General features: G+C 65.1%; 15 protein-coding genes. 10 read left to right on the forward strand and 5 right to left on the reverse strand.

Translation table 11 applies throughout. From position 1 onward, the window contains the following. Positions 1-101: 101 nt before the first annotated feature. Complete coding sequence (gene bioD, locus M2650_RS13345) at positions 102-794, reverse strand: dethiobiotin synthase (protein WP_249475318.1); 693 nt, start codon at positions 792-794, stop codon at positions 102-104. A 60-nt stretch (positions 795-854) separates the two neighbouring features. Here bioD and M2650_RS13350 point away from each other — a divergent pair, with 60 nt between their 5' ends. The 3 genes from M2650_RS13350 to M2650_RS13360 all read left to right on the forward strand — a co-directional run bounded on the left by M2650_RS13350 (position 855) and on the right by M2650_RS13360 (position 3,317). Continuing rightward, a complete protein-coding gene (locus M2650_RS13350; RefSeq protein ID WP_249475320.1) occupies positions 855-1,337 on the forward strand; it encodes a GAF domain-containing protein in 483 nt (160 codons plus the stop codon). After that, entirely contained in the window at positions 1,334-1,711 is a 378-nt protein-coding gene (locus tag M2650_RS13355) for a TfoX/Sxy family protein (protein WP_249475322.1), read from the forward strand. The genes M2650_RS13350 and M2650_RS13355 overlap by 4 nt, the downstream gene beginning before the upstream one ends. 136 nt (positions 1,712-1,847) lie before the next feature. Further along, on the forward strand, positions 1,848-3,317 hold the full coding sequence (locus M2650_RS13360) for an SBBP repeat-containing protein (RefSeq protein WP_249475324.1): 1,470 nt from the start codon (positions 1,848-1,850) through the stop codon (positions 3,315-3,317). 51 nt (positions 3,318-3,368) lie between these two features. Here M2650_RS13360 and dinB read toward each other — a convergent pair whose 3' ends face one another. The 3 genes from dinB to glmS form a co-directional block, all read right to left on the reverse strand. Continuing rightward, positions 3,369-4,460, reverse strand: coding sequence for a DNA polymerase IV (gene dinB, locus M2650_RS13365; protein WP_249475326.1), 1,092 nt, complete (start codon positions 4,458-4,460; stop codon positions 3,369-3,371). A gap of 32 nt (positions 4,461-4,492) precedes the next feature. Then, positions 4,493-4,966: a hypothetical protein gene (locus M2650_RS13370; protein ID WP_249475327.1), complete on the reverse strand. Its 474-nt coding sequence runs from the start codon at positions 4,964-4,966 to the stop codon at positions 4,493-4,495. Between the two features lie 122 nt (positions 4,967-5,088). Then, complete coding sequence (gene glmS / locus M2650_RS13375; RefSeq protein ID WP_249475328.1) at positions 5,089-6,921, reverse strand: glutamine--fructose-6-phosphate transaminase (isomerizing); 1,833 nt, start codon at positions 6,919-6,921, stop codon at positions 5,089-5,091. A gap of 184 nt (positions 6,922-7,105) precedes the next feature. Between glmS and M2650_RS13380 the strand changes: the two genes are divergently transcribed. The 6 genes from M2650_RS13380 to M2650_RS13405 all read left to right on the forward strand — a co-directional run bounded on the left by M2650_RS13380 (position 7,106) and on the right by M2650_RS13405 (position 14,638). Next, positions 7,106-8,422, forward strand: coding sequence for an efflux RND transporter periplasmic adaptor subunit (locus tag M2650_RS13380; RefSeq protein ID WP_249475330.1), 1,317 nt, complete (start codon positions 7,106-7,108; stop codon positions 8,420-8,422). A gap of 92 nt (positions 8,423-8,514) precedes the next feature. Further along, complete coding sequence (locus M2650_RS13385; RefSeq protein ID WP_249475332.1) at positions 8,515-9,234, forward strand: ABC transporter ATP-binding protein; 720 nt, start codon at positions 8,515-8,517, stop codon at positions 9,232-9,234. A gap of 10 nt (positions 9,235-9,244) precedes the next feature. Continuing rightward, positions 9,245-10,564 carry an ABC transporter permease gene (locus tag M2650_RS13390; protein ID WP_249475335.1) on the forward strand — a complete coding sequence of 440 codons (1,320 nt, stop codon included), beginning with the start codon at positions 9,245-9,247 and terminating at the stop codon, positions 10,562-10,564. Positions 10,565-10,668: 104 nt separating this feature from the next. Next, positions 10,669-11,901: an ABC transporter permease gene (locus M2650_RS13395; protein ID WP_249475337.1), complete on the forward strand. Its 1,233-nt coding sequence runs from the start codon at positions 10,669-10,671 to the stop codon at positions 11,899-11,901. A gap of 79 nt (positions 11,902-11,980) precedes the next feature. Next, positions 11,981-13,318, forward strand: coding sequence for a sigma-54-dependent transcriptional regulator (locus M2650_RS13400; RefSeq protein WP_249475338.1), 1,338 nt, complete (start codon positions 11,981-11,983; stop codon positions 13,316-13,318). Positions 13,319-13,327: 9 nt separating this feature from the next. Beyond that, positions 13,328-14,638 carry a sensor histidine kinase gene (locus M2650_RS13405; RefSeq protein ID WP_425602551.1) on the forward strand — a complete coding sequence of 437 codons (1,311 nt, stop codon included), beginning with the start codon at positions 13,328-13,330 and terminating at the stop codon, positions 14,636-14,638. A gap of 195 nt (positions 14,639-14,833) precedes the next feature. On the opposite strand, the gene glmU is transcribed toward M2650_RS13405, so the two are convergent. Beyond that, positions 14,834-16,201, reverse strand: a complete 1,368-nt coding sequence (gene glmU / locus M2650_RS13410; protein WP_249475341.1) for a bifunctional UDP-N-acetylglucosamine diphosphorylase/glucosamine-1-phosphate N-acetyltransferase GlmU — start codon at positions 16,199-16,201, stop codon at positions 14,834-14,836. Between the two features lie 126 nt (positions 16,202-16,327). On the opposite strand from glmU, the gene M2650_RS13415 reads away from it, so the two are divergent. Further along, the gene (locus tag M2650_RS13415; protein ID WP_249475343.1) at positions 16,328-16,711 is read left to right on the forward strand and encodes a GtrA family protein; all 384 of its coding nucleotides are present in this window, start codon (positions 16,328-16,330) and stop codon (positions 16,709-16,711) included. Positions 16,712-16,744: the final 33 nt, after the last annotated feature.

Genomic DNA, 16,744 nt, shown 5'->3' on the forward strand with positions numbered 1-16,744 from the left:
ATGCGCCCGTTTTTTTCTTTTCGTAGGAGCGGCTTTAGCCGCGAGCTTCTTCTCCCAAGCCAACGCGAGCGTGGCGGAAGACCTCGCGGCTAAAGCCGCTCCTACGAAGAGCTCATCGCGAGCAACGGTTCGCAATCGATCAGGCGCGCCAGTCGGCTCGCGGACCCGTTGGCCAAGAACGGCAGCCGCCCCAGGCAAGGCGCGGCCAGCCGCGGCCGCAACAGATCGAAATAAGCATCCGCCTGCGGCAGCGCGGGATCGATGTCGTTGCCGATCCATCCCGCGAGGTTCGCGCCGTCGGCGGCGATCGCCTGCGCGGTGAGCCGCGCGTGGTTGATGCATCCCAAGCGCAATCCCACCACCATGATCACCGGCGAATCCAGCGCGCGGACCAGGTCGCGCTGGTCCAGTCGCGCCGACAAAGGCGCCGCCCAGCCGCCCACGCCTTCGATCACGACGGCATCGGCATTTGCCGCAAGCCGCCGGTAGGCTTCGACGATCGGCGGCAAGGCGATCTCGACACCGGCTTCGCGCGCCGCGAGTTCCGGCGCGGTCGCCGACGGCAGCGCGTAAGGGTTGACGTCCGCATAGCCGGTCGCGGGATCGCTCGCCTTCTGCAGCGCTAGCGCGTCCTCGTTGCGCCATGCGCCGTCGATGCGTTCGCAACCGCTGGCGACCGGCTTCATGCCGACCGCGCGCAGTCCGCGCGCGCGCAGCGCATGCAGCAATGCGACGCTGGCCACGGTCTTGCCGATGCCGGTATCGGTGCCGGTGATGTAGAACCGCGAATTCATGCCAAACCCCTCGTTTCGGCCATGGTAATGCCTGCCCCCGCCCCCTGTTACACTCGCCGGATGTTCGCCGCCAACGCCCTCGCCGGCACCAAGCCGGAGCAGTACGCGCAACTCCTGGAGCAGGCGCGCGCGCTGCTGGCCGGCGAGCGCGACCGCATCGCCAACGCCGCCAACCTGTCGGCGCTCGTAGCCCATGCCCTGCCCGATCTGAATTGGGTCGGCTTCTATCTTTACGACGGCCAGGAGCTGGTGGTGGGGCCGTTCCAGGGCCTGCCCGCCTGCGTGCGCATCCCGCTCGACCAGGGCGTATGCGGCGCCGCGGCGCGTACCCGGCAGACGCAGCGCGTCGCCGATGTGCATGCGTTCCCCGGCCATATCGCCTGCGATGCCGCCTCGCGTTCCGAGTTGGTGGTGCCTTTGTTGCGCGGCACCGAACTTATAGGCGTATTCGATATCGACAGCCCGATTCCCGACCGTTTCGACGAAGACGACCAGCGCGGCCTGGAAGCCATCGCCGCCCTTTTCGTGGAGTCGCTGTCATGAGCGGCGAGAAACTGCGCAATATCGGCCCCAAGAGCGCAGCCTGGCTGCGTCAGGTGGGACTGCGCTCGCGTGCGGACCTGGAAGCGGCCGGTGCGCTGGAAGCTTTCATGCGGGTCAAGCGTGCCGGCTTCAAACCCAGCTTGAATCTGTTGTACGCGCTGGAAGGCGCGCTGCTCGACTGCCATTGGCAGGAAGTGCCCGAAGCGCGCCGCGCCGAACTCGTGCAGGCCGCCGAAGCCGCCATCGCGAAACTGCCACCGCCGCGCGGCCGCCCCGCGGCCACGCCGGTTACCACGACGATGATGCAGGAAGAGGCGCCGCCGGCGCTGAGTTTCTTCGACGAGCCGGGCGACACCGAGCACGATCAGGACTGACCCCAGCCTTCGCCGAGGCATATCGCTCCAAATCAGCGGCGTCTCCACATCAACATCGGCCTTGTCGTGGCCACTTCCTTCGGCACTTGTCGTCTTAAAACGACCGGAATCCCCCGGTCGAAAGACGAGAATTGCCATGAAATCGTTCGGAATACTGGCGGTTGGCTGTTTAGCCGCTTCTTTAGCCACTTACACAACCGACGCAGCCGCCCAGACCCGAGCTTGGGGCACGTTTTTCGGCGGTATGAAGGAAGAAATCGGCCATAAGGTCGCAGTCGACGCAGCAGGAAATGTGTACGTTGTAGGCAAAACCCACTCTGGAGACGGCATTGCCACACCCGACGGGTTTGATCCCTTCTTCAACAACCCCGCCGAGGGCTACCTCGCCAAATTCGACAGCGATGGTGCACTGATATGGAGCACCTATTACGGCGACGGTCCGGGCACGGAGCTCGTCGATGTCGGTCTCGACCAAAATGGCAACGTCTATGTGGTCGGGACGACGAAGTGTCCATCCGAAGGGCTGGCAAATACCTTCGATAAATCTTGCGACGGTCCCTCAGACATGGTGCTGGCTAAGTTCAGCCCTGGCGGGGCTCTGCAATGGAACACTTATTTCGGTGGCGATTCCACGGATGGCGCAACCGCAATTTCAGTTACGCCCGCCGGCAACGTTTATCTGATCGGCTCCACAATTTCTTCAATGGGGCTAGTCCCTCCCTCGAGCGTCGATGCCACCCATGGCGGCGGGTGGGATGGGGTCGTCGCAAAATTCGGCACGCAGGGTAACTTGCTGTGGGCGCGTTACTACGGCGGTGAGTCAATAGACCTCGCAACTGATATCGCGTGCAGACCTGCAATGGCAGAAGATATTTGTTTCATCACTGGCCAAACCAGTTCTACAGGCGGCATCGCAACGAAAAATGGGCACGACATAGATTTTGGCGGCGAGTTTGACGCTTTTTTGGCCAGAATCAGTGGCACAATCGGAAAGACCGTCTGGGGTTCTTATTATGGCGGTAGCGACATGGAAGACCAGACAAGCGTAGCAATAGATCAGAATTTCGATGCAGTTCTTGGCGGGGTAACGCTTTCCGACGCCTTCGCCGCTACTCCGGATGCAGAGGACGTAGACCTCAATGGAGGGGCAGATCTCTTCCTGGCCAGGTTCGATGCCGGCGGTTCTCGGAAAACTGGGCGTTATCTCGGCACCATACACGTCGAGCAAACTCTGTTAGATGTTGGCCTGGACGCCGAAAGCAATGTATATGTCTTCAGCGAGGCAAACAGCGCCAACTGGACCGGCATGGTGACGCCTGGTGCTTATGACACTCTGTATGGCGGCGGGCAAAATGACCTCGTTCTGACGAAGTTGGACGCCGACCTTCACAAACTCTGGGGTACGCTGTATGGCGGCAACGGCGCTGAACTCGGTACAAGTGATTTTGGTTCTGCGAGGCCCGGTGGAGGCATCGCTCTAGATGCCCAAAATCACATATACGTGACGGGCCCAAGCAATTCCACAGATGAGGCCCTATCGTCACCGGGAAGCCATAAGCCAATGAGCCAGGAAATTGATGCGTTCGTAGCTGAGTTTGTGCAGTAAGTCGTGCCGGCAGGCGAGGATTTCTTCCTTGCCTGCTGGTTTCTTATCTGCCTAGCGTGACCGAGAGCCACCGTCCTCCGTGTCCGTTTCGAACAAGGCGGCTTGCGGGGCAAGGTTGCGATCACGGAACCCCCCAAGTCCCACGCCCACCAGCCGATAGCGCGTGTCTTCCGCCAGATCGACGCGATGGCGCAGCGATAACGCGATGTCGACAAACTGTTGCAGCGAAGCCGGTGGCGCTTCCGGTGTATGACTGCGGGTCAGTATCCGGAACTGCGCGGTTTTCAGTTTGAGCACCACGGTCCTGCCGACGCGTTCGGTCTTCGCCGCCGCTTGCCAGGTCTTCTCGGCCAGCCGGCGGATCGTCGGCTCGATCTCCGACAGCGGCAGATCGCGTTCGAACGTATCCTCGGCCGAGATCGACTGCACCGGCTGGTTCGGTTCGACGGGACGCTCGTCGATGCCGCGCGCGCGGCGGTACAGGCGCGCGCCGAAGCTGCCGAAGCGCGCTTCCAGGTCCTCGAGCGCGAACGCGCGCAGATCGCCGACGGTATCGATGCCCAGTTCGGCCAGCTTGGCCTGCATCACCTTGCCCACGCCCGGAATGCGCGCCACCGGCAGCGGCATCAGGAAGGCTTCGACCTGGGCCGGACGGATCACGAACTGGCCGTCCGGCTTGTTCCAGTCGGAAGCGATCTTGGCTAGGAACTTGTTCGGCGCTACGCCGGCAGAGGCGGTCAAGGCGGTTTCGTCGCGGATTTGTGCGCGGATCGTTTCGGCGATCGCGGTCGCGCTGGGCAATTCGCTTTTGGGCGCGGTGACGTCCAGATAGGCTTCGTCCAGCGACAGCGGCTCGACCAGATCGGTATGGCGCAGGAAGATCTCGCGCACCTGCCGCGACACCGCCTTGTAGCGCACGAAGTCCGGCGGCACGAACACCGCCTGCGGGCAGAGCCGCTCGGCGCGCACCGCCGGCATCGCCGAGCGCACGCCGAACTTGCGCGCCTCGTAGGAAGCTGCGCATACCACCGAACGCGCGCCGCGCCAGGCCACCACCACCGGACGGCCGCGCAGCGACGGGTCGTCGCGCTGCTCGACCGAGGCGTAGAAAGCGTCCATGTCGATGTGGAGGATCTTGCGCATCTTCGACGCGGTATCCCGGAATCAGACAGTGATCAACGCGGATCTTGCGCGCATTCTTTCCGATCCGGATCGGTCGCGCACACGCGCGGCCAGCTCGGCAGCCGCAACGCAGTCAACTCGTTGCCTTCGACGCCGCTGCACTCGGGCGCCTGCGCGCTGGCCGGGCGATCGCAGACGCGGTCGGCCACCTCCTGCGCATCGCGTCGCCAGATCACCGCGCGCACCAGCTCGCCGTGCGCGAAGCGCAGCGTCGCCCAGCGCCGCGGGACGTCCGGATCGTCGTAGATCCACAAGGTCTTGCAGCCGCTGTAGTCGTCGGCGATGCGGTCGTTGCGCGGATGCACCAGCATGAAGCCGCCCGGGGTGACGACGGCGACGGCGTCGGCCGGCGCGGTGATGACTGTGCAGGATGGCTCGGCGGGGAACCACGGCTTCGGCGGCTCGGCGGCGACTGCGATGGATGCCGACCAGATCAGGACAGCGTTCGCAACCGCTCGCAAAGCCATGCTCCTAGCTCCTTCCTTTGAAAAAGCAGGGCCGGGGAGGATTTTCTTTTGATTTTGCTTTGAGCGTGCGGGCAAGCAAATCCCCTTTGACCCCGTTGTTCAAGGGGGGTAACGGCAAAAAACTACTCGACCGTGACGGATTTGGCCAAGTTGCGTGGCTTGTCGACATCCGTCCCGCGCGCCAGTGCGGCGTGGTAGGCCAACAGCTGCACCGGTATCGCGTGCACGATCGGGCTCAGCACGCCGACATGCCGCGGCGTGCGGATCACGTGCACGCCTTCCGAATCGGTGAACTGGCTGTCCTGGTCGGTGAACACGAACATCTCGCCACCGCGCGCGCGCACTTCCTGGATGTTGGACTTCACCTTCTCCAGCAGCTTGTCGTTGGGCGCGATCACCACCACCGGCATGTCGGCGTCGACCAGCGCCAGCGGCCCGTGCTTGAGTTCGCCGGCCGGGTAGGCCTCGGCGTGGATGTAGGAGATTTCCTTTAGCTTGAGCGCGCCTTCCAGCGCGATCGGGTAATGCACACCGCGGCCCAGGAACAGCGCGTGCTGCTTGGGCGCGAAACGCTCCGACCAGGCCATGATCTGCGGTTCCAGGTTCAAGGCGTGCTGCACGCTGCCGGGCAGATGGCGCAGGGCTTCCAGCAGCTCGGCTTCCTGCCGCGCGTCCAGGCGGCCGTGCAGCTTGGCCAGCGTGCCGGTCAACGCGAACAACGCCACCAGCTGGGTAGTGAAGGCCTTGGTAGAAGCGACGCCGATCTCGGCGCCGGCACGGGTGTAGAACACCAGCTTGCTGGCGCGCGGGATCGCGCTTTCGGGCACGTTGCAGATCGAAAGCGTACGCTCCTGGCCCAACGACTTGGCGTATTTCAGCGCCTCCATCGTGTCCAGCGTTTCGCCGGACTGGGAGATGGTGACGATCAGCTGCTTGGGATTGGCGACCACCTGGCGATAGCGGTACTCGCTGGCGATATCGACGGCGCAGGGAATGCCGGCGATCGACTCCATCCAATAGCGCGCAACGAGCCCGGCGTAATAGCTGGTGCCGCAAGCCAGGATCTGCACCGCATCGATGTCGCGCAGGACTTCTTCGGCGCCCGCGCCGAACAAGGCCGGCGTGAACCGGTTCTGGTCGATGATCGCTTCGATGGTGTCGGCGATGGCGCGCGGCTGCTCGTGGATCTCCTTCTGCATGAAGTGCCGGTAAGGGCCGAGTTCCAGCGAGGCCAGCGACACGTCGGACACGTGCACTTCGCGCTTGACTTCGTTGCCGGCGGCGTCGAACACGCGCACCTGCTCGCGCGTCGCTTCGGCGGTGTCGCCTTCCTCCAGGAAGATCACGCGGCGGGTCGCCGATACGATCGCCGACACGTCGGAGGCGACGAAATTCTCGCCCTCGCCCAGGCCGACCAGCAGCGGGCAGCCCATCCGCGCGCACACCATGCGTTGCGGATCGCGCTTGCTGATCACGGCGATCGCGTAGGCGCCGTCGAGTTCCTTCACCGCCCGCTGCAGCGCGGCGAGCAGATCGTGGCCTTCGCTCTGATAATGGTGGATCAGGTGCGCGATGACCTCGGTGTCGGTCTGCGATTCGAATTCGTAACCGAGCGCGCGCAAGCGTTCGCGTTGCTGCTCGTGGTTCTCGATGATGCCGTTGTGCACCAGGGCCAGTTCGCCGTGGCTGATGTGCGGATGGGCATTGCCTTCGGTGACGCCGCCATGGGTGGCCCAACGGGTGTGGCCGATGCCCAGCGAGGCATGGAAACCTTCGGCGCCGGCGGCGGCCTCCATCTCGGCGACGCGGCCGGTGCGGCGCACGCGCCTTACCGCATCGCTGTCGACCACGGCGATGCCGGCCGAATCGTAGCCGCGGTACTCAAGCCGTTTGAGGCCTTCGATCAATAACGGAACCACATCGCGATCCGCGATCGCGCCAACGATGCCGCACATGGGAAATCCTTGCTGGGGATGCGCCCAGTTTAACGGCCGCCGCGGCGGGCGGCCGTCCGGCCGCCCGGACAACGGACGGCCGGACACCTGCGATACAGCTAAATAATCAATCGGATCAACGTGTTGTGCGTTGGCATGGGGCTTGCTTTAACGGAACCAGGACTTTCATCGTTTCGGAACCCGAATGAGCATCCGCGACACCTCCGGCCAAGACCGCACCATCGGCATCCGCGACACGTCCGGCCAGGACCGCAGCTTCGCCATGCCGGGCAAGGCCCGCAAGCTGCCGAGCAAGAACGCGCTGTTGATCGGCGGCGCCTGCCTCGCCGTGCTGCTGCTCGGCGCCTGGGTCGTCAGCGGCTGGAGCGGCGGCAGCCGCTCCGTGGACAGCGCGCGCGTGCGCATCGCCGAGGTGAAGCGCGGCGACCTGGTGCGCGACATATCCGCCGACGGCCGCGTGATCGCTGCCAACAGCCCGACGCTGTACGCGATCGCCGGCGGCACGGTGACGCTCAAGGTGGTGGCCGGCGACGTGGTCAAGAAAGGCCAGGCGTTGGCCGAGATCGACAGTCCCGAACTGCGTAGCAAGTTGGCGCAGGAGGAAGCGACGCTCGCCAGCCTGGAGGCCGAGGCCAGCCGCGCGGCGTTGGATGCGCAACTCGCGCGCGCGACCGCACGCAAGGCTTTCGACCAGGCCGAGATCGAACGCGTCGCCGCGCAACGCGACTTGGAACGCTACCAGCGCGGCTTCGAAGGCGGCGCGGTCGCGCAGGTGGACGTGGCCAAGGCCCAGGACGAACTGAAGAAGGCCGAGATCGGCCTCGAGCACGCACGCAAGGACGAAGGCCTGCAAGGCCAGGGCGCGGGTCTGGATACGCGCAACAAGCGTCTGCTGGCCGACCGCCAGCGCGCGATCGTCATCGAACAACGGCGCCAGGTGGAAGCGCTGACGCTGCGCGCGCCCTTCGACGGACAAGTGGGCCAGGTGCAGATCACCCAGCGCCAGAACGTGGCGATCAACGCGCCGATCCTGAGCGTGGTCGACCTGAGCGTGTTCGAAGTGGAAATCAAGGTGCCGGAAAGCTTCGCGCGCGATCTCGCCATCGGCATGCCGGCGCAGCTGACCAGCGGCACCGGCGACCCGTATCCGGGCAAGGTGTCCGCGGTATCGCCGGAAGTGGTCAACGGCGAAGTCAACGCCCGCCTGCGCTTCGACAAGAAGCAACCGCCCGGCCTGCGCCAGAACCAGCGCCTGAGCGCGCGGATCGTGCTGGACACGCGCCGCAACGCGCTGAAGGTCGAGCGCGGCCCGTTCCTGGAGCAGAACGGCGGCCGCTACGCCTATGTGGTCGACGGCAGCAGCGCGGTACGCCGGCCGATCCGGACCGGCGTCAGCAGCCTGGGCGAAGTCGAAATACTGGAAGGCCTGCAACCGGGCGAACGCATCGTCGTTTCCGGCAGCGACCAGTTCGGCGATGCCGAGCGCATAAAAATCAATTGAAGAATGCAGGCGGGTTTTAAACCCGCCATCGCGGCACCGCAACCAACCACGAACGCCACATCACGCAACAACACCGCCAGAGGAAGAACGTCATGCTCGACATGCGCCAAGTGTCCAAGGTCTACCGCACCGAACTGGTCGAGACGCACGCGTTGCGTTCGCTGGACCTGCACGTCCGCGAAGGCGAGTTCGTCGCCGTCACGGGCCCGTCCGGCTCGGGCAAGACTACCTTCCTCAACATCGCCGGCCTGCTGGAGGACTTCACCGGCGGCGAATACGTGCTCGACGGCGAGAACGTGCGCGGCCTGTCCGACGATGCGCGAAGCAAGCTGCGCAACCGCAAGATCGGCTTCATCTTCCAGAGCTTCAATTTGATTCCCGACCTGAACCTGTTCGACAACGTCGACGTGCCGCTGCGCTACCGCGGCATGAACGCGGCCGAGCGCAAGCTGCGGATCGAAGACGCGCTGGGCCAGGTCGGCCTGGGCTCGCGCATGAAGCACTTCCCGGCCGAGTTGTCGGGCGGCCAGCAGCAGCGCGCCGCGATCGCCCGCGCCCTGGCCGGCAGTCCGCGCCTGCTGCTGGCGGACGAACCCACCGGCAACCTGGACTCGCAAATGGCGCGCGGCGTGATGGAGCTGCTGGAAGAGATCAACGCCCAGGGCACCACCATCGTCATGGTGACCCACGATCCGGAATTGGCGGCGCGCGCCCAGCGCAACGTGCACATCGTCGACGGCATGGCCACCGATATCGCCACCGAGCGCGGCCTGCTGCACGCCAACGGCCACGCCGCCTCCACCCACGCCTGAGGACGCCGCCATGTTCGGCTATTACTTCAACCTCGCGCTGCGCAGCTTCAAGCGCAACAAGGTGCTGACCGCGCTGATGGTGCTGGCGATCGCGCTGGGCATCGGCGCCAGCATGACCACGCTGACCGTGTTCTACATCCTGTCGGGCGATCCGATCCCGACCAAGAGTGCCCAGCTGTTCTATCCGCAGATGGATCCCGAGACCAGGCGTGGCTATGTCCCCGGACAAGACCCGCAATTTCAGATGACGCGCTTCGATGCGGAAAACATGCTCCGCCAGAAGCGCGGCGACCGCCAGGCGGTGATGAGCGGCGGAGCCATCAGCGTGACCCCTGATATCGCCGGCATGACCCCCTTCCGCGTTGGCGCCCGCTACACCTCCGCGGATTTCTTCCCGATGTTCGAAGCACCGTTCAAATACGGCACAGCCTGGACGGCGACCGAAGACGCCAAGCGCGACCGCGTGGCGGTGATCTCCAAGAAACTCAACGACAAGCTGTTCGATGGCGGCAACAGCGTCGGCAAGACCGTGCAGCTGCAGAACACCGCTTTCCGCATCGTCGGCGTGCTCGAAGACTGGCGGCCTACGCCTAGGTTCTACGACATGAGCAGCGATCGCTACGGCGAATTGGAGCAGGTGTTCGTGCCGTTTTCGACCTCGCGCGACCTGAAACTGATCGTCAACGGCAACATGAGCTGCTGGGACGACGACAAGGAGAGCGACGACGACCCGGAAGGCCAGTACGGCGTCAACGCGCCCTGCGCCTGGCTGCAGTATTGGGTGGAGCTGGACACGCCCGCCAAGGCCGAGGCCTACCGCCAATACCTGAGCAACTATTCCGACGAGCAGCGCGCTGCCGGACGTTTCCAACGTCCGACCAATGTACGCTTGAGCAACGTGATGGAGTGGCTGGACATCAACAAGGTCGTGCCCAGCGACGTGCGCCTGCAGACCTGGCTGGCGTTCGGTTTCTTGCTGGTGTGCCTGATCAACACGGTGGGGCTGCTGTTGGCCAAGTTCCTGCGCCGCAGCGGCGAGATCGGCGTACGCCGTGCGCTGGGCGCCTCGCGCCGCGAGATCTTCGTGCAGTGCCTGATCGAAGCCGGCACGGTCGGCCTGGCCGGCGGAGTGCTCGGCCTGGGGCTGGCCCTGCTCGGCTTGTGGGCGGTGCGGCAGCAGCCGGCCGACTACGCCGATCTGGCGCACCTGAATCCTTCCATGCTGTTGACGACTTTCGCGCTCTCGATCGTCGCCAGTTTGATCGCAGGCTTGCTGCCCGCTTGGCGCGCGATGCAGGTGGCGCCGGCGATCCAGCTGAAATCGCAGTAACCCGCATGCTCACTTTTTTGTCATCCCGGACGAAGTGAGGGACCTGTTTGGAAGCGACAGCAAGTTCATCGCTCCGTACGGAATGACAACCCTGGAGAACCACCATGGAACTGCGTCCTATCCTTTCCACCTTGCGCCGCCACAAGACCGCCGCGGCGCTGATCGTGCTCGAAATCGCGCTCAGCACCGCGATCATCTGCAACGCCCTGTTCCTGATCGGCAACCGCCTCGAACGCATGAACCGCCCGAGCGGGATTGCGGAAGACCGGATCGTGGTGGCGGAATGGACGGGGATGGGTACCGATGAGAAGGAACTCGCTGCGATAACCCGTTCGGATTTGGCCGCGCTGCGCGGATTGCCCGGCGTCGTCGCCGTCAGCACCGTCAACCAGACCACCTTCGGCAATTCATCCTGGAACAGCGGCGTCACCCTGGTCAAGGACCAGGATCAGAGCAACCTCAGCGCCTCGGTCTATCTTGGCGGCGAGCAGCTTTTGGACGCGCTGGGCCTGAAGCTGGTCGCCGGGCGCAAGTTCAACGCCGACGAGTTCGTCGAATGGGAGGCATTGCAGGCGCCAGGCAGCAAAGTCTCGATCCCGTCGGCGATCATCAGCCAGCACATGGCCGATAAATTGTTCCCCGGCGAAAACGCCGTCGGCAAATCGATCTACAGCTGGGGCGAGGAGCCGATGCGGATCGTCGGCATAGTCGAGCGCTTGGTGCGGTCCCGGGACAATTCCGAGGAGGATGCGCACTACGAAGATTCGATGATGTTCCCCGTGCATATCCCTTCCGGAAGGTATCTGATACGTGTCGGCGACCCGACGCGGCGCGACGAAACCCTCAAATCCGCCATCGAGTTGCTCAAGCGCAATAGCCTCAACCGCATCGTCATGGAAGAAGACAGCAAGCCCTTCGAGCAACTGCGCAACGAGTACTACCGCCAGGACAAAGCCATGGCCTGGCTGCTGGTGGCGGTCAGCGCGGCGCTGCTGATCGTGACCGCACTCGGCATCGTCGGCCTGGCCAGCTTCTGGGTGCAGCAGCGCACGCGCCAGATCGGCGTGCGGCGCGCGCTGGGCGCGACCCGGGCGCAGATCCTGCGCTACTTCCAGGTCGAGAACTTCCTGCTGGCCACGCTCGGCATCGTGATCGGCATGCTGCTGGCCTATGCCATCAACCAGCTGCTGATGGGCAAGTACGAGCTGCCGCGGTTGCCGCTTTACTACCTGCCGATCGGCGCGATCGCGCTGTGGCTGCTGGGCCAGGTCTCCGTGCTGGGCCCGGCCTTGCGCGCCGCGGCGGTACCCCCGGCGATCGCGACCAGAAGCGTTTAACCTGTAGGTCGGGGCTACGCCCCCGACGCGCGCGAACCCAAGCCGTCGGGCGCGTTGGCTCGACCTACAAGACCACCTCATGCCTACGATTCTCGTCATCGACGACAACCCTTCCGTCGCCACCGCGCTCGAGCTGCTGTTCTCGCTGCACGACATCGACACCGTGCGCGCGGAGTCGCCGCAGGCCGGCCTGGACCTGCTGCAGCGCGAACCCGTCGACCTGGTGGTGCAGGACATGAACTTCCACGCCGACACCACGTCGGGCGAGGAAGGCGTGGAATTGTTCCGCGCGATCCGCGAACGCCATCCCGACCTGCCGGTGATCCTGCTGACGGCATGGACGCACTTGGAAAATGCGGTGGAACTGGTGAAAGCCGGCGCCGCCGATTATCTGGCCAAGCCCTGGGACGACCCCAAACTGCTGGCCACGGTCAACAACCTGCTGGAGCTGTCGCAGGCGCGCAACGAACTGTCGCGGCACAGATCGGCCGAACGCCGCCGGCGCACCGCGCTGATGCGCGAGTACGATCTGCGCGGCTTGGTCTACGCCGATGCCGCCAGCGAGCGCGTGCTGGCGCTGGCCTGCCAAGTGGCGCGTTCGGAACTGCCGGTGCTGATCACCGGGCCGAATGGTTCGGGCAAGGAGAAATTCGCCGAAATCCTGCATGCCAACTCGTCGGTGCGCAACGGACCTTTCGTGGCCGTGAACTGCGGTGCGCTGCCCTCGGAATTGATCGAGGCCGAACTGTTCGGCGCCGAGGCCGGCGCCTACACCGGCGCCAACAAATCGCGCGAGGGCAAGTTCGAAGCCGCCGACGGCGGCACGCTGTTCCTCGACGAGATCGGCACGTTGACCCAGGCCGGGCAGATCAAGTTGCTGCGCGTACTGGAAACCGGGCGTTTCGAACGCCTGGGCGGCAATCGCGAACGCCACGTGAAAGTGCGCGTGATCAGCGCGACCAACGCCGACCTGCCGGCGCTGATCCGCAACGGCCAGTTCCGCGAAGATCTGCTGTACCGGCTCAATGCGATCGAACTGAAACTGCCGCCGCTCGCCGAACGGCCCGACGACATCCTGCCGCTGGCGCGCCACTTCCTGCCCGAAGGCAAGTTCCTGGGCGACGACGCCGCGAACGTCCTGCTGCGCCACAGCTGGCCGGGCAATGTGCGCGAACTGCGCAATGCGGTGCGGCGCGCGGCCCTGCTGGCGCGCGGCGACACTTTGGGAGCGTCGGATTTCGATCTGCCGGTTTCGGCCACAAGCGCCGTCCTTTCGGCCGAAGAACCCGATCGCGATGCCATCGAAGCGGCGCTCGAGCGCAACGGCGGCGTGCTCGCGCAGGCCGCCGCGGAGTTGGGATTGTCGCGGCAGGCGCTGTACCGGCGCTTGGACCGCCTGGGCATACGCCGGGAATAGGCCTGACCGATGCGCTGGATGCGCCGCATTCCGCTGAGCCTGAAATTCGCCGCGCTGACCGTCGCGTACATGGCGGCCGCCGCGGCGTTGGCGTTGCTGTTGCAGGAGTGGCTGACGATCTGGTCGGCGGGCGTCGTTGCGGTGGCATTGCTGCTGCCGTTGCTGGCCTACCATGTGCGCCGCGCTTTCGCGCCGATGAATTCGCTGTTCCGTTCGTTGGGCGGTACCGTGGCCAGCTATCGCGACGGCGATTTCAGCTTCGGCCTGTCCTGGGACGGCAAGGACGAGTTGGGCGAGCTGGTCGCCGCGCACAACGAACTGGGCGATGCGCTGCGCGAACAACGGCTGGGCCTGGTGCAGCGCGAGCTGCTGCTCGACACGATGGTGCAGAACACGCCCGTGGCGATGCTGCTGCTGGAACCGGAAGGCCGCATCGTGTTCGGCAACCTGGCCGCGCGCAAGCTGCTCGGCGAGGGTCGCCGCATCGAAGGACATCGCTTCGACGAGATTCTCGCGCTCGCGCCGGCCAGCTTGCGCGATGCGTTCGCGCGCGGCGGCGACGGCCTGTTCGCGGTCGGCACGGAAGACGACGAGGAGCTGTACCATCTGGCGCGCCGCCACTTCCGCCTGAACGGACGCCGCCACGAATTGCTGCTGTTGCGCCAGCTCACCACCGAGCTGCGCCGCCAGGAAGTGCAGACCTGGAAGAAAGTGATCCGCGTGATCAGCCACGAATTGAACAACTCGCTGGCGCCGATCGCCTCGCTGGCGCATTCGGGCGCGGAACTGCTGCGGCGCGGCCAACCCGAACGCCTGCCCGAGGCTTTGGCCACGATCGAAGAGCGCGCACGCCATCTGGAAGGTTTCATCCGCGGCTACGCGCGTTTCGCCAAGCTGCCCGCGCCGCGGGCCGAACCCACGCATTGGCCGCGCTTCATCGCGCAGCTACGCACCCAGGTCGATTTCGCCCTGGAAGGGGACGAGATCGATGGCCATGCCCGGTTCGACAGCGCGCAGCTCGAGCAGGCGCTGCTGAACCTGTTAAAGAACGCGCACGAATCCGGCACGCCGCCGAGCGAAGTCAAACTATCCTTACGCCGGCTGCCCGATGCCTGGCGCATCGAGGTGCTCGACCGCGGCAGTGGCATGAACGAAGCGGTGCTGGCCAACGCGTTGCTGCCGTTCTATTCGACCAAGCGCAACGGCACCGGCTTGGGCCTGGCGCTTGCGCGAGAAATCGCCGAAGCGCACGGCGGCCGCATCGCCCTGCTCAACCGCGACGGCGGCGGACTGTGCGTGAGCATGGTGTTGCCGGATTGAGCCGCATGCTTTTCCCTCTCCCCTACGCGGGAGAGGGACAGGCCCGAAGGGCCAGGGAGAGGGCCCGGCTTTTCGCGCCATCTCACAGCAAGAGCAAACGCACGCTTCGCTACGTTCGCGTTCCTTCTCCTACTTCCAGATCATGTCTGGAACGGGCTCTTCGAGCATCCTCTCCCGCCGGGGGAGAGGGAAAAGCTAGCCCTTTTTCTTCGGCCGATGCCAACCCTCTACCGTGCTCTGCCGCATACGCGCGACAGTGAGCTGGCCTTCGGGCGCATCCTTGGTGATCACCGCACCTGCGCCGATCGTCGCTCCCTTGCCGATCGTCACCGGCGCCACCAGCGACGAATTGGAACCGATGAACGCGCCGTCCTCGATCGTCGTGGTGGACTTGTTGACGCCATCGTAATTGCAGGTGATGACGCCGGCACCGACGTTGACGCCCGCACCGACCACCGCATCGCCCAGATAGGTCAGATGGTTGGCCTTGCTGCCCACGCCGATCTTCGCGTTCTTGGTTTCGACGAAATTTCCGATGTGGGCGCCGTCTGCCAATACCGTTCCCGGTCGTAACCGCGCGTAGGGACCGATCAGCACCGCGCCCTCGGTGATCGCGCCGTCGAGGTCGCAATGCGCGCGCACTTGCGTGCCGGCGGCTAGCTTGACGTCCTTGAGGCGGCAGAACGGGCCGACGCTGACGCCGTCGCCGAGCCGCACGTCGCCTTCCAGCACCACGTCGACGTCGATCTCGACATCGTTGCCGACCGCGACGCCGCCGCGGATGTCGACGCGGTTCACATCGGCGAAACGAACGCCTTGCGCGCACAACGCGCGCACTGCGCGCAACTGGTAGGCGCGTTCGAGTTGCGAAAGCTGCCAGGGATCGTTGGCGCCTTCGGTCTCGATGGCATCGGCCACCATCACCATTTCCGCCGGCGTGTACTCGTCCGCCGCCTGGGCGAAGACGTCGGTGAGGTAGTACTCGCCTTGCGCGTTGTCGTTGGACAGCGCCGCCAGCCAGCCTTTCAGCGCAGTCGCCTCGGCGGCGACGATGCCGGTGTTGACGATGCGGATGCGGCGCTGCTCTTCGCCGGCGTCCTTGTGCTCGACGATCGCCGCGACGCGGCCTTCCGGATCGCGCAGGATGCGTCCGTAACCGGTGGGGTCGGCCAGTTCCGCGACCAGCACCGACAGCCGTCCCGGACTGTTCAGCAGGCGACGCAACGTGTCGGGCGCGATCAGCGGCACGTCGCCGTACAGCACCAGCACGTGCGCGCCATCGGGAATATCGGGCATGACCTGCTGCACCGCGTGGCCGGTGCCCAACTGCTGGGCCTGTTCGGCCCATTGCAGATCGGCTTGGTCGGCGAATGCCGCGCGCACCTGATCGCCACCATGGCCGTACACGATATGGATGCCCGCCGGCTGCAGGGCGCGGGCGGCGTCGATCGCATGCGCCAGCATCGGACGCCCCGCCAGTTTCTGCAGCACCTTGGGCAGCTTGGATTTCATGCGCTTCCCCTCGCCGGCGGCGAGGATCACGACGTGCAGGGGCGCGGCCATGGCGGTTCCGGTGCTTGCGATGGCAGGATTCTAACGGGCTACGCTGCTAGCATGCGTATCGTCCCGCGATTCCCACGATATGCCGCAATCCTTGGACCGTCCCTCGTCTTTCCGGTATCCGTGCTCATGAGCCTGGGCAGGCAGGGCAAGCATTACCTGGTGATCGGCGGTATCCAGTGGCTGGTGGACTGGGGCGTGATGGTCGGCCTGAGCCATCTGGGCATGGCGGTGGAGCCGGCCAATATCCTCGGCCGCATCAGCGGCGCGCTGCTCGGCTACTGGCTCAACGGCAAGCTCACCTTCGCCGGCGACGATACCGCGGTCGGCCGCACCCAATTGCAGCGTTTCGTGATGATGTGGCTATGCACCACCGCGGTCAGCACCTGGTCGATGGGCGCCATCGACGACTACCTGGGCCTGAAGTGGGCTTGGTTGGCCAAGCCGGGCGTGGAACTTGCACTGGGCGTGATTGGTTTCGTGCTGTCGCGGCACTGGGTCTATAAACGCTAGCGCTTCACCTTGGTAGAGCGGGGCTTGCCCCAC

Origin of the sequence: Luteimonas galliterrae, assembly GCF_023374055.1 — a bacterium.
Taxonomy (GTDB): Bacteria; Pseudomonadota; Gammaproteobacteria; order Xanthomonadales; family Xanthomonadaceae; genus Luteimonas_C; species Luteimonas_C galliterrae.

Excerpts from the sequence above, each read along its gene's own strand:
- bioD (WP_249475318.1), bottom strand. The coding sequence starts at position 794 with ATGAATTCGCGGTTCTACATCACCGGCACCGATACCGGCATCGGCAAG.
- M2650_RS13350 (WP_249475320.1), top strand. The coding sequence starts at position 855 with ATGTTCGCCGCCAACGCCCTCGCCGGCACCAAGCCGGAGCAGTACGCG.
- M2650_RS13355 (WP_249475322.1), top strand. The coding sequence starts at position 1,334 with ATGAGCGGCGAGAAACTGCGCAATATCGGCCCCAAGAGCGCAGCCTGG.
- M2650_RS13360 (WP_249475324.1), top strand. The coding sequence starts at position 1,848 with ATGAAATCGTTCGGAATACTGGCGGTTGGCTGTTTAGCCGCTTCTTTA.
- dinB (WP_249475326.1), bottom strand. The coding sequence starts at position 4,460 with ATGCGCAAGATCCTCCACATCGACATGGACGCTTTCTACGCCTCGGTC.
- M2650_RS13370 (WP_249475327.1), bottom strand. The coding sequence starts at position 4,966 with ATGGCTTTGCGAGCGGTTGCGAACGCTGTCCTGATCTGGTCGGCATCC.
- glmS (WP_249475328.1), bottom strand. The coding sequence starts at position 6,921 with ATGTGCGGCATCGTTGGCGCGATCGCGGATCGCGATGTGGTTCCGTTA.
- M2650_RS13380 (WP_249475330.1), top strand. The coding sequence starts at position 7,106 with ATGAGCATCCGCGACACCTCCGGCCAAGACCGCACCATCGGCATCCGC.
- M2650_RS13385 (WP_249475332.1), top strand. The coding sequence starts at position 8,515 with ATGCTCGACATGCGCCAAGTGTCCAAGGTCTACCGCACCGAACTGGTC.
- M2650_RS13390 (WP_249475335.1), top strand. The coding sequence starts at position 9,245 with ATGTTCGGCTATTACTTCAACCTCGCGCTGCGCAGCTTCAAGCGCAAC.
- M2650_RS13395 (WP_249475337.1), top strand. The coding sequence starts at position 10,669 with ATGGAACTGCGTCCTATCCTTTCCACCTTGCGCCGCCACAAGACCGCC.
- M2650_RS13400 (WP_249475338.1), top strand. The coding sequence starts at position 11,981 with ATGCCTACGATTCTCGTCATCGACGACAACCCTTCCGTCGCCACCGCG.
- M2650_RS13405 (WP_425602551.1), top strand. The coding sequence starts at position 13,328 with ATGCGCTGGATGCGCCGCATTCCGCTGAGCCTGAAATTCGCCGCGCTG.
- glmU (WP_249475341.1), bottom strand. The coding sequence starts at position 16,201 with ATGGCCGCGCCCCTGCACGTCGTGATCCTCGCCGCCGGCGAGGGGAAG.
- M2650_RS13415 (WP_249475343.1), top strand. The coding sequence starts at position 16,328 with ATGAGCCTGGGCAGGCAGGGCAAGCATTACCTGGTGATCGGCGGTATC.